Raw genomic sequence first — 12929 nt, forward strand, 5'->3', positions numbered from 1 at the left:
CCTTATAGATGTTTCGGATTTCGGTAAGGATCAACTAAAGCTTCCGCAGTCCATTTTTCCGCAAGTTCTTTATAAGATCCTTTTTTATCATGGTTTTGCATTTTTTCGTCTGCTTTCAAAATTGCATAGGACACATATACATTTCGTTTACCAGCGCTAGCAAATTGTAACGATAAATCGACACCCATCCACTCTTTTCCTAAGCTTTCGTTAATTCCTTCTAAATTTAGGTAAAGTTGTTTGTTGAATAGTAAGCAGTCTTCAGTTGCTGCTTGAATATTTCTTGGTAAAGCAATTCTGTAATAGTAACCTAAGCTTTTACCAGGGGTGCCTTTTTCAGGATAAAGTAATCGACCTTTGTCTGTATCAACTGATACTCCCACTGTTTCCACGCGATAGCGTGCGTCAACTACGCGGCCAGTCACTAAACCAGAGGTCTCTTGTTGACCAATGTTCATTAACTCTTTTAACCAATCATTTTTCGTTGGTACCAATCCAGCATTTAATAAAGCCACATATTCTCCCTTAGCAGCTTGAATCATGCCATGACGAGTTTCTGTTGAAACATAACGAAGACGGTCATTTTGGATATTTATTTGATTCTCGAAGCGTGCAGGCAATAGAATTTCATAATTTGTATAGGCAGTTTTTTCTAATAATTGACGTAAGTAACTACTCATATTCTCTGTATCATTCGTAATAATCAATGATACCATCGGCACATGATCATAAAGATAGTTAATTTTATAGGAACCATAAAATTCGGCAATCTCTACTTGTGCTTTTAAGCCACGGCGTTCCGTTGCCGCTTGGACCGCTTTTTGACCAGCTACATAGGCGTAACCTTTGCTTTCAGGGTTTAGAGCAGTCGATGATTCAATGGCACGCCAATGATACATCATACCAGGAATATGCTTGATTTTCGTTGCTTGTTCCGTTGCTCGTAATACGAAATCATAGTCTTGAGCGCCGTTATATGCTGAATTCAGTCCGCCTACTTTTTCTAATAAATCACGTTTCACAACAACAAAGTGTGTAATGTAATTATGGTTTAAAATCAGTTCTGGATTCCAGTCCGATTTGTAAAACGCGTTGAAGCGACGACCATTTTCTGTAATTTTATCTTCATCAGTATAAAGAAAATCAATCGTTGGGTCTGTATTTAAAGCTTTGACCACTTCATATAATGCTTGTGGCGCTAATTCATCATCGTTATCCATGAAACCAACAAAATCGCCAGTAGCAATCGACAAAGCTGAGTTAGTTGCTTCTGAAATATGTCCGTTTTCTTCGCGATAAATAACTTTGATTCGTTGATCTAGTTCTTTATATTTTTCTAGCATGGGCTTAATATGTTCGCTTGGCGATGCATCATCTGCTAAACATAACTCCCAATTTTCATAGTACTGATTTTGTAAAGAAGAGACACATGCTGCAAGCCATTTTTCTTCGACATTATAAACAGGCACAGCGACAGAAATTTTAGGCTGAAATTGGAACGTTTTAATTTCCGCTAAAACTGCCTCCACGTCAACAGGGGCTTCTGCTTTTTCTTGTCGTTTAAAGTACCACTTCACTGAGCCCATGAAACCACGTGTCTGAATCGAACGCCATGCTCGATCAAATTTCGTACCTGGTTGAACCATGTTTGGACGCTCCACCACATATTGAACCTTCTGGCCTGATTTGGTGTCAATGTTTAGCGTGTAGGCTGGTAAATCTTCTGGGTCTTTAATCGTAATGACAAAACCATAATCTTGATCGCCTTCTAATTCAAACATATCGATAACATCCCGACGATATTCTGTTTCCACCGTATAAGTGACTGATTCACTAGCTTCTGCAATGCTGAATCTTAGCGGATAATTTGTTTGTTTGTCATACGCCCACCCTCTGATAACAGAAACGTTATTTTCTACATCGCGAGCAATATCGTCGATGGTTAAATTAATCATTTTATCAAATTTAGTTAACGTGATTCGTTTATATTTTCCAGTAGGCATAGGGGCAGTCTCCGTCTGTTTATTCATTTCTTCTAAAAATTGATTTCTTTCATCTAACAGTGCATGAATAAAGGTATTTTCACGTTCTGAATAGTTGCCTTCAAAGAAATAATCAATGTCTACTGTCAGGTCTTTGCCTGCCATTTGTGCATCGGTTACTTCGATTACAGGTACTTGCGTATCTAAGAAATAATAGATATTCTCTTGTACCAGAAAAGCATTCGTGGCTGCGACTGGGACTGTCTCGCCGTCTATCGTCATGGATAATTTAATAATTGCCCCCGTTAAACTTGGGAATAATTTTATCAGTTGGACGTCTTCTGGTATCTTCAGTTGGAACTGTTTTGTTTCAGTTTTTTGTAAATCAACTGGTTGATCCAACTCAGTCTCTTTTTCTTCGCCGCAATTAATTAAAATATGAACGTTTTTTTCATTGTATGAATTTACTGGTGTCACTCGCTCTGGCTGTTCTACTGGTTCAGCAGTCAAGGCAAAAAAGTACTGATACACTTCGCCAAAGGGACGCGCTTTAAAAGCTGCTTGTACTTCTACAGGTAACGCTTCATACGTCGTAGGAATTTCGTTGTAGCCAACTTGATTAAATGTAAAATCTTCTTTGGCAATGTATAAACCAACTTCTGCAAAAACTTTTTCAAATCCTTCTTGTAAATAGAATGATTTATGCGTAGCATCCAACAGCCCAGTTTCATTCCACGTTAAACGATTATTAAATAAATCAATTAAGACAGAATTATGCGCCAAATTAGGGAAAGTGATTAAGATTTGACCGCCTGGTTTTAAAAACGGTTTGACTTTTGCTAAGGCGCTTTGAGGATTCATTAAATGTTCCAACACATCTGCAAAAACGATATAATCAAACGTCTTACCAGCAAAGTATTCGACCCAATCATTTTCATCAATATTGCCATAAAAGGCATCTGTTGAAAATTGACTGACATGATCATAAAGTTCTTTGTCTAATTCAACAATTGAGACCTGGCACTTTTTTTCTTCCATCAAATAGCTAGTCATTCGCCCATTACCTGGACCAAATTCCAAGACATCACTATTTTCTTTGATTTGTGCTACGATTTTCCCAACACTGGTACTCTCGTCTGTTTCCATTTCAAAATCATACTTCATCTTTTGTCGTATCCTTCCATTTATGATCTAAGATGACAATTCCTTCTCCGGCATAACGACCGGTAATAAACATCGTCACGTATTTTGTTTTGTAGACTAATGGGACTGTTGCATGTTCCTCAAAGAAAGCAATATCAAAATAATATTCACCTGTTAATAATGACATTTTTTCATATTCTAAATAAAAAACATTCCGTCCTTTTTTCCAAGGAATTTGCACGCCATCTAACAACGTATTTAAGCCACAGACATAATGATTGTCCACTGTTCGAATAGCGACCCCACAAACAGGCTTCTTAATTTGGTCATTTTTGACAGTATATTCAATTTTTACAATCACTTTTTCATCTTGCGTTACCATTTCTAATGGTTCATAATCCGCATTTAAAAGTTCCGCATGATCCACTTCAATAATATCTGGTGTTGGGGTTTCATCTTTCATGGTCGCTTCGCGGTCAACCGTTTTAATTGATTTCTTTTTCAAAAAGTTTTCGTAGTTGGTCGTCACGTCCATCGTATCTCCATATTCAACGACTTTCCCGTGTTGCAACCAAAAAGTTCTGTCACAAAAACGACGAATGGAGTTTACATCGTGAGAAACAAATAAAATTGTTTTACCAGAATTTTTAATTTCCGTAAATTTTTCCATACATTTTAATTGAAACTCTAAATCCCCGACTGCCAACGCTTCATCGACAATTAAAATATCGGGATCCACGTTAATGGCTACCGCAAAAGCCAAGCGAACAAACATACCACTAGAGTACGTTTTAACTGGTTGATACAAATGATCGCCGATGTCAGCAAAATCAATGACATCTTGGACACGCTCTTCCATCTCTTCTCGGGAAAAACCCAAGACCATTCCATTTAAGAAAATATTTTCATATCCTGAATATTCAGGGTTGAAACCTGAACCTAATTCAAGCAACGCTGAAATTTTCCCATTAATCACCATGGACCCGGAGGTTGGCGTTAATACTCCTGTAATAATTTTTAACATGGTTGATTTCCCAGAGCCATTTTCGCCGACAAAACCAATCATCTCGCCTTTTTTAATTTGCATCGTGACATCGTCTAACGCATAAAACAAATCGTGGTAGGATTTTTTGGTTGGACTAAGCGCTTCTTTAAACCGATCGGACGGCTTTTTATACATGTTGTATGTTTTGGTAATATGTTGGATATCGATTGCATATTCTGACATGTCGTTCTCTCCTTATAGTACATCTGAAAAATGTGGTTTTAAGCGTCTAAACACGGTTGAGCCAATTAATAGTAAAACAATAGTAACTCCCCAGAAATATAAGCTATATTGCCAATGTTCCCAGAACCATGCACCGCCTAAATAAGATTCGCGGTATCCTTGAACAATATAATATAATGGATTGATTTTTAAGATTGTCGCAATCATTCCAGTTGGTTGCCATAAAATTGGTAATGTCCACATAACTGTTTGCATAATGATATTGATAAATTGCATAATATCAGGTAAAAATGGTTGTGTTGAAGCAGTAATCCACGTAATTGCTGTTAAAAAGACTAATAAACAAGCTAAGTAGTAAATTAATTGCAAACTGTACAGACTTGGGTAATAACCGTTAGCTGTAGTAATTACAAAACCAATTAGAATGAAAAACAAGTGGGTGTACAAGTTCGATAAAATTTTAGATGTTGGTAAAATTTGTACATTAAACACGACTTTTTTAACTAAATAACTATATTCACGAAACACATTCGTGGCTGATAATAACGAATCTGAAAAGAAGAACCAAGGTACCATCCCTGTTACTAAATAGACAATGAATGGCATATTGTCGCCAGCTCTAGAACGAAGGCCTACAGAAAAGACAAACCAATACGTCAAAACAGTTACTAATGGCGTTAAAAACGCCCAGACAATTCCTAGTGCTGAACCAGCATACTTGGCCTTAAAATCATTAAATGAAAATTGTAATAACAATTTTTTGTTCTGAAAAATATTCTTGAAAATTGAAAATGTTTCTTTAAACATATACTTATTCCTTCCGTAATAAACTATTTTTATCTAAAATTTTTGGATACAAAAATGCCATTTTAAACAACATTTCTATTTTATCGATAAACGCCTAGCTTTTCAATAGTAGACCCCTTTTTATAAAGAAAAATTTAACTGATTTCGCTATATTAAAAAATCTTGTCCAATTTTTAGGAGATTATGCTACAATAATGGAGGTCTTGCATTTTTTTGCACGGAAATTATTTTTGAGAGAAGGGAAATTATGGTTCTTTTTATTATTTACGTATTTCTGTCTTCTGCTGGTCTGGTCTTATTTAAACTAGGTTCTAGCAGTTTGAACATCCAACTCCAACAAACAATCTTTTCAATGAATATCTCACTTATATCTTTATTAGGTTTATTTTGTTATTTAATTAGTTTTATTTTATGGATGTTAATTATTAGTCGTTCCGATGTTTCTTACATTGTTCCTTTAGGCGTTGCCTGTACAAACATCGCTATTTTAATTGCTTCAAATCTTATTCTAAAAGAGACAATCACAACGAATGCCCTTATTGGTGCTGTGGTTATTATTGTCGGCATTGTGATTATGAATCTTAAATAAAAAAGATCGCTATTCATTGAGCTGACCCTTAAATATTAGACTTTCAGGTCCAACTTTTAAGGGTCACTACACATTAGCGATCTTTTTTATTTTCTTCAGATTTCATGATAGATAATTCTTGCAATAATGTTTTAATGCGATTTTCGTGTTTTGAAATCAACACAGAATTTTTAATTTCCATGATTAAAAGGACAATCACCGCAGCTGATAATAAGAAGTTTGATGTTGTTTCAAACCCAAAGGCCATTGCTAACCATTCTGCCACATGCGGGAAAATAGCAAAAATAATTAAGACAATTGAGATTAATAACCAAATCAAAGCATTTTTTAGGAGAAAAATATTTTTATTAATCCCTCGAATAATGTATAAGAAAAAGCCAATTGCAAATAAAAATAAAGCTAACCATAACACGGTTGGTAGCATTAATCTCCCTCCTTCATAAAGGCAGCAATCAGAATTGCTGAGCCGACTTCCAGCATATACTTCACAGAAGCCAAGGCACGAATCGAAGAAACACCACCAAGCCGTTCCATCATATTGACAGGTCTTTCAACAATCACAAAACGTTTTTTAATTAAGTGAACAATCGATTCTGGCTCAGGATAATTTGTCGGATAACGCTTTGCAAAAAAAGCAATCACTTTCCGATTTCCCGCTCGATAACCAGAAGTCACATCATAAATTGTTTTACCAGAAGCCATTCGAATACAAAAGGATAACAAACGAATACCAAAACGGCGCATTTTCGTACTTTGAAAAGCCGCTTCGTTTCCAGGAATGAAACGAGAGCCAATCGAAAAATCACATTTACCCTCTGCTAATGGTTCCAGTAAAATAGGTAAACTATTGATATCATGTTGACCATCACCATCAAACTGAACCGCCACATCATACTCATTTTCTAAGGCATATTTATAGCCGGTCTGTACCGCCCCGCCAATACCTAAATTCAACACTAAATGAATGGCATTAATTTGGTTGACTTCTAAAATTTGTTTGGTTCCATCTGTCGAGCCATCATTAATTACCACATAATCCAATTCATGTTGAAAATGCGTAACTTCCTGTTTAAATGTTTCAATGGAAGCAATCGTCCGCAAAATGTTTTCTTCCTCATTGTAAGCAGGAATGATCAAAAGTACCTTCATAAAGAGAAACACCTTTCCACTTTTTCTCTAACAAAACCCCTCACTTACACAAAACAATTTATTGTTGAACATTTTCTAACATTTGTGCTAAGGCTTCTTGCCAAGTAGGAATTTTAAAGCCTAACGCTTCTGTTTTACTTAAATCCATGACAGAATATTGTGGTCTTTGCGCCTTTTGTGGAAATTGAGTTGAATCCACTGGCAGTACTTCCACTTCAGTATCTTTTAAAATTTCTTTAGCAAACTGATACCAGCTACAGCTGTTTTCATTAGACAAATGATAAACACCAAATGGCGCTTTTTCTGCAATAACAAATGCCATAAATTCGGCTAACGTTCTTGTCCAAGTTGGGCGGCCAAACTGATCGTCCACTACCGTTAGTTGGTCTCTTGTTTCCGCTAATTTTTGCATGGTAAAGACAAAGTTATGACCGTATTGACCAAATACCCATGATGTTCGAATAATATAATAGTCGTCCAGGATTTCTTGGACCGCTTGTTCACCTAATAACTTCGTCCGACCATACTCATTTAAAGGATTCGGTTGATCATCAATCGCATAGACGCCTTCTTTTTTAGTTCCATCAAAAATATAATCTGTACTTACGTAAACAAGTGTCGCCCCCACTGCTTTAGCAGCTTCTGCAACATGACGTGTGCCATCTACATTCACTTTTTCATCTAATTCCTTGCCTTCGTCTTCTGCTTTATCAACAGCTGTATAAGCAGCACAATGATAAATGACGCTTGGTTGAATTTCTTTCACTTTTGCCAACGTACTATCCGCATCAGTAATATCTAATTCTGTGGAATCCGTTGAAACATACTCAATTCCTTGTTCGTCTAATAGGTGACGTAATTCTGTGCCCAATTGGCCATTTCCACCAGTAATTAAAATCATTTTTTTTCGCTCCTTCTTGAAAAAAAGGCAGGGCAAAGTAGCTTTTGTACTTTGCCATCGCCTTTCGACTGTTATCTCACATGTCAGAAAAAATTACTGACCATTTTGTGCATATTTTGCTTCAACAGCTTCTTTATCTGCACGCCACCAGTCTTCATTTTCTGTATACCACTTGATTGTTTCTGCCAAGCCTTCACGGAAATTCGTGAATTCTGGTTCCCAACCTAATTCTTCGCGTAATCTGGTTGAATCAATCGCATAACGTAAGTCATGTCCTGCACGATCGTTGACATGCTCATAGGCATCAACAGGTTGTCCCATTAATTCTAAAATTAATTCCATCACTGTTTTATTGTCTTCTTCACCATCGGCTCCGATTAAATATGTTTCGCCAATTTGCCCTTTTGTTAAAATTGCCCAAACAGCCGAAGAATGGTCGTTTGTATGAATCCAGTCACGAACATTTTTACCAGCACCATAAAGTTTTGGTGTAATACCGCTTAAGACATTGGTAATTTGACGAGGAATAAATTTTTCAATATGTTGATATGGCCCATAGTTATTTGAACAATTTGAAATTGTTGCTTGTAAGTTGAAAGAACGAACCCACGCTTTGACTAACAAGTCAGATCCTGCTTTTGTTGAAGAATAAGGACTTGAAGGATTGTAAGGCGTTTCGGCAGTGAATTTTTCCCCTTCGCCTTCTCCATGTCCTGGTAAATCTTCTCTTAAAGGTAAATCGCCATAAACTTCATCAGTCGATACATGGTGGTAACGAACATTGTTTTTACGGCAAGCTTCGATCAATGTGTACGTCCCAATCAGATTGGTTTGTACAAATGGGAATGGGTCGTTTAATGAGTTGTCGTTATGCGATTCAGCAGCATAGTGAACAACCGCATCTGTTTCAGCGACTAAACGATTAACTAATTCAGCATCAGCGATATCTCCTACGACTAATTCCACGCGATCACTTGGTAGACCTTCAAGATTTTTTTCATTTCCTGCATACGTTAATTTATCTAATACAGTTACATGAACTTCTGGATGATTCTTTACAACATAATGAACAAAATTTGAGCCGATAAAACCAGCTCCACCTGTTACGATGATTTTTTTCATAATTGAAACTCTCCTACTTTTTTCTTAAATTTCGCCATAGATAAACGGATTTTCCGCTTCAAATTCTTTTAAGGTTGGATGTTTTTGATCCTTTTCTGACGTAATCGCTTTTTCTGGCGCAATTGGCCAATCAATAGCTAACGCTGGATCGTTAAAAGCAATACCGCCGTCTGCTGCCGCATTGTAGTAATTGTCACACTTGTACATAAAGTTCACGTTCGGTGTCAAAGTGACAAAACCATGAGCAAAACCTTTTGGTACTAAAAGCTGACGGTGATTATGTTCTGATAAAATGTAGCCTTCCCATTGACCATAGGTTGGACTCCCTTTACGAATATCAACAATCACATCTAATACCGCACCTGTTACAACGCGAATTAGTTTTGTTTGCGCAGCTTCGCCTTTTTGAAAATGCAATCCACGCAAGACACCTGCTTCTGTTGATAATGAATGATTATCTTGGACAAAATCAAAGTCTAATCCATGTTCTGCAAATTTAGCTTTGGAATAACTTTCTGTAAAAAAGCCACGATGATCACCGAAAACATCCATTTCGATAATTTTGACATCTTGTAATTTTGTATCAATAACTTTCACGTTTCTTCGCTCCTATTCTGCTGCTAAACGTAGCAAGTATTGGCCGTAGCCATTTTTCTTCAATGGTTGTGCCAATTCTACCAATTGTTCTTTTGTAATATAGCCCATTCGATAAGCAATTTCTTCCAAACAAGCGACTTTTAAATTTTGACGTTTTTCAATTGTTTCAATAAATGTTGACGCTTCTAATAAGGATTCGTGTGTGCCTGTATCTAACCAAGCAAAGCCACGGCCCATTACCTCAACAGAAAGTTTATTTTTTTCAAGGTAGACTTTATTAACGTCTGTTATTTCTAATTCCCCACGTTCTGACGGTTTGATCCCTTTTGCAATTTCAACCACTTCATTGTCGTAAAAATACAAACCTGTCACTGCATAATTTGACTTTGGTTGTGCTGGTTTTTCTTCAATAGAAAGCGCCCGCATCTCTTCATCAAATTCTACCACGCCGAAACGCTCTGGATCATTTACATGGTAACCAAAGACTGTTGCCCCTGACTCTTTAGAAGCCGCTCGTTGCAACATTTTTGATAAGCCGCCACCATAATAAATATTGTCCCCTAAAACTAAGCAGACACTGTCATCACCAATAAATTCTTCACCAATAATAAATGCTTGCGCCAAACCATCTGGGCTTTCTTGTACCGCGTATTCGATATGAATGCCTAAATCATGGCCATCGCCGAATAAGCTTTCAAAACGTGGTGTATCTTCTGGTGTAGAGATAATCAAAATTTCATTAATTCCCGCCAACATTAACGTTGACATTGGGTAATAAATCATTGGTTTGTCGTAAATTGGCATTAATTGTTTTGATGTTGCTTTTGTTAGCGGATATAAGCGTGTCCCGCTTCCGCCTGCTAAAATAATTCCTTTCATGAACAATCTCCTTAAATACTTCTATTTTTAGTTTCTATAAAACCAAATATCCTTCCCTATTATCGCATTAAGCATAGGGTTTGTCATGTTTTTTACGTAAATTTTACAAATCTGTAAAAGTTTAGCGTTGTTCCTTTAAACGCTGATGTAAAGCTTTTAATAAATTCACACGCCAATTTAATTTTTGTTGGAAACTTGTTTTGGTAATAATAGGGCTGACATTCGCTCCATGTCTTCGGTAAAGCACTAATGGTTCTTTAATGAGGCCCGTTTGCTTTTTCCGTGCAGCTAATAAGCCAATCCACATATCGTGCATAGGAACTTCTGGCGGAATGGGTAAAATGACGTTTTTCATCTCTTGACGAAAGGCCATACCTGCCCCAATATAGCCACTTTTTATCGCATTTCGCCAAAACCCTGGTTTGACTTTTCGAAACTTAAAATAAGAGGGATTGGTAACTTGTAAATCCGCATCAACAATTTTCAAGTCACTAATAACCACTTGGATGTCAGGGTGCGTTTCAAAATATTCTGTCACCGTCGTTACTTTATTTGGCAACCAAACATCATCTTGATCTGCTAAAAATATCACTTCGCCTTTCGTATGCGTAAGCGCAAATGCAAAATTAGCAATCACTCCTTGCCCTGGACCTTGTAACAATTGAATTTGGGGATAATTCGCTGCATACGTCCTCAAAATTTCCGACGTATGATCAGTAGAACCATCATCTGAAATAATTAGTTCATCTTCTTCACTGACTTGTAAAAGAATACTATCTAATTGTTCCGCGAGATATTTTTCTCCATTATATGTCGCAATACAAACTGAGATCATAGATTATCCTTTCATTAACTTGAGAAATTCTGCCAATGTTTGCCGCCAAATTTGGCGATTTTTGACAGTTAAAAATTGCTTACTACTGCGTAAAAATAAATGGCGTCGATGATGGGAAAACTTTTCTTGATCATATCGACGATAAAATAACGTTTCTGCTTCAATAATAGAGCGATAACGTTGAGGACTCATTGTACGATAATCTAAAACAGACAATTCTTGTTTTAGGTGGATTGGTAAGACTTCAATCTTTTTATTGGCTTGATTCAATTGATAAAAGAACCAATGATCTAAATAGTCCAAAGGAAATTCTTCCGAAAATCCTTCCAACCAGCGCAGTGTTTCTGCCGTAATGACTGTACCAGAATTGATAGCCATCAACGGTTGGTTGGCTATCCCTGCTGTTGGCTTTGCTCCTTTAAGTCCAACATATTGATCACTATATACTGGCGAAATTTGTTGTCCATTTGCTTCTACAATTGGAACATAGACTGCCACAGTCGGATCTAACGGCATGATGATCAACGTATCAAAATAAGAAGCTGGTACTTCTGTGTCTTGGTCAAGGAGCAACAATAATTCACATTGATTCGTTTGACTAAAAGCAATCGCTTCATTATAAGCGGTCGCTAGGCCTGGATTATCAGGATTATGTCGATAAGTAACATTTTGTTGTAAAAATAATGCATCTTCTTGAGGAAGTGGGCTGTTGTCATAAATAAATAAGTGCAATTCGGGGTGATTTACCACTTCTTTTAATAACAAATAATTCGGCGTATCAGCCATTTTCATTTGATATAAGACGATGACTACCGCTAATCTTTGACTCATTAAAAGAACCTCCAGCCCCATTTGTTAAAAAATTTTCCCATTGATTGCATAAAGATTTTAAACAATTTTCGACTTTTATGGGCACCCTTTTCATACATGTGAACAACCGTTTCAAAAGGCGTATAGAGAATCCGATAGCCTGCTTTGCCAAAACGTAAACATAAATCGTTGTCTTCAAAGTACATGAAGAAACGTTCATCGAACCCACCAATTTCAACGAATTTTTCACGATCAATCAACATAAAACAGCCTGAGCCCATTTTAATATCCGTTGTTTCTGTATCCGACAAATCGCGACATTCATAAATACTCAAACGTTTATCAAAAATTTTCTTTACAAATTGAAAGGGAATAAAACGTAACATATAATCGAAGACATCTAATTTTTGACGAACTAAATATTGCGTCGTGCCATCTTCATTTAACACTTTAGGGCTAACGACTGCAATGTTCTTATCTATTTTGATACGGTCTAATAGACGATCAAGCACGTCTTTAGTAACCAAAACATCGGGATTAAAAATAATTGCATACTTTGTCGAAGCATTGAATAACACTTGATTATGACCATGACCAAACCCTTGATTTTCTTCAGCTCGATGGATAGTAATAAATGGTTCATATGTTGTTAATTTTTCAAGATACGCTGTTTCAGAATGATTGTCATAGATATGAATATCATAAATACTATCAGTACCTAGTTCGGCTTTTAATTGGTCTAGTACATTAAAAATGTAACGACTATTATAAGTGACAATCGAGATTGTTACCATTTCTTGCATGCTCATTTCTCCTTACTACTGAAACATCGTCTTAAAAAAAAAGCATATGTTTCACACATATACTTTTTTAAGTTTAATGGAATT

General features: G+C 36.5%; 13 protein-coding genes. 1 reads left to right on the forward strand and 12 read right to left on the reverse strand.

The window, feature by feature from the left end:
* Positions 1–2: 2 nt before the first annotated feature.
* The 3 genes from IGM04_RS08785 to IGM04_RS08795 are packed head-to-tail and all read right to left on the reverse strand — an operon-like array spanning position 3 to position 5160.
* Positions 3–3146, reverse strand: coding sequence for a glycosyltransferase (locus IGM04_RS08785; protein ID WP_086318074.1), 3144 nt, complete (start codon positions 3144–3146; stop codon positions 3–5).
* Complete coding sequence (locus IGM04_RS08790; protein ID WP_002356901.1) at positions 3136–4353, reverse strand: ABC transporter ATP-binding protein; 1218 nt, start codon at positions 4351–4353, stop codon at positions 3136–3138. The genes IGM04_RS08785 and IGM04_RS08790 overlap by 11 nt, the downstream gene beginning before the upstream one ends.
* A gap of 12 nt (positions 4354–4365) precedes the next feature.
* The gene (locus tag IGM04_RS08795) at positions 4366–5160 is read right to left on the reverse strand and encodes an ABC transporter permease (protein WP_002356900.1); all 795 of its coding nucleotides are present in this window, start codon (positions 5158–5160) and stop codon (positions 4366–4368) included.
* A 169-nt stretch (positions 5161–5329) separates the two neighbouring features.
* Here IGM04_RS08795 and IGM04_RS08800 point away from each other — a divergent pair, with 169 nt between their 5' ends.
* Positions 5330–5749, forward strand: a complete 420-nt coding sequence (locus IGM04_RS08800; protein WP_434102445.1) for an EamA family transporter — start codon at positions 5330–5332, stop codon at positions 5747–5749.
* Between the two features lie 73 nt (positions 5750–5822).
* Here IGM04_RS08800 and IGM04_RS08805 read toward each other — a convergent pair whose 3' ends face one another.
* From IGM04_RS08805 to IGM04_RS08845, 9 genes are all read right to left on the reverse strand, one after another.
* Positions 5823–6173 carry a DUF2304 domain-containing protein gene (locus tag IGM04_RS08805; protein ID WP_002356898.1) on the reverse strand — a complete coding sequence of 117 codons (351 nt, stop codon included), beginning with the start codon at positions 6171–6173 and terminating at the stop codon, positions 5823–5825.
* Positions 6173–6898, reverse strand: coding sequence for a glycosyltransferase family 2 protein (locus IGM04_RS08810; RefSeq protein ID WP_002359897.1), 726 nt, complete (start codon positions 6896–6898; stop codon positions 6173–6175). The genes IGM04_RS08805 and IGM04_RS08810 overlap by 1 nt, the downstream gene beginning before the upstream one ends.
* 58 nt (positions 6899–6956) lie before the next feature.
* Positions 6957–7799: a dTDP-4-dehydrorhamnose reductase gene (gene rfbD / locus IGM04_RS08815; RefSeq protein ID WP_002356895.1), complete on the reverse strand. Its 843-nt coding sequence runs from the start codon at positions 7797–7799 to the stop codon at positions 6957–6959.
* 93 nt (positions 7800–7892) lie between these two features.
* Positions 7893–8921 (reverse strand): dTDP-glucose 4,6-dehydratase, encoded by a 1029-nt coding sequence (gene rfbB, locus IGM04_RS08820; protein WP_002359895.1) that lies wholly within the window; start codon positions 8919–8921, stop codon positions 7893–7895.
* A 24-nt stretch (positions 8922–8945) separates the two neighbouring features.
* Positions 8946–9518, reverse strand: a complete 573-nt coding sequence (gene rfbC, locus IGM04_RS08825; RefSeq protein ID WP_002356893.1) for a dTDP-4-dehydrorhamnose 3,5-epimerase — start codon at positions 9516–9518, stop codon at positions 8946–8948.
* Between the two features lie 12 nt (positions 9519–9530).
* The gene (gene rfbA, locus IGM04_RS08830) at positions 9531–10397 is read right to left on the reverse strand and encodes a glucose-1-phosphate thymidylyltransferase RfbA (RefSeq protein ID WP_002364387.1); all 867 of its coding nucleotides are present in this window, start codon (positions 10395–10397) and stop codon (positions 9531–9533) included.
* A 121-nt stretch (positions 10398–10518) separates the two neighbouring features.
* Positions 10519–11232, reverse strand: a complete 714-nt coding sequence (locus IGM04_RS08835) for a glycosyltransferase family 2 protein (RefSeq protein ID WP_086318073.1) — start codon at positions 11230–11232, stop codon at positions 10519–10521.
* 3 nt (positions 11233–11235) lie between these two features.
* On the reverse strand, positions 11236–12063 hold the full coding sequence (locus IGM04_RS08840) for a glycosyltransferase (RefSeq protein ID WP_002376950.1): 828 nt from the start codon (positions 12061–12063) through the stop codon (positions 11236–11238).
* A complete protein-coding gene (locus tag IGM04_RS08845; protein WP_002359892.1) occupies positions 12063–12851 on the reverse strand; it encodes a glycosyltransferase family 2 protein in 789 nt (262 codons plus the stop codon). The genes IGM04_RS08840 and IGM04_RS08845 overlap by 1 nt, the downstream gene beginning before the upstream one ends.
* Positions 12852–12929: the final 78 nt, after the last annotated feature.

Source organism: Enterococcus sp. DIV2385 (assembly GCF_051711925.1).
Taxonomy (GTDB): Bacteria; Bacillota; Bacilli; order Lactobacillales; family Enterococcaceae; genus Enterococcus; species Enterococcus faecalis.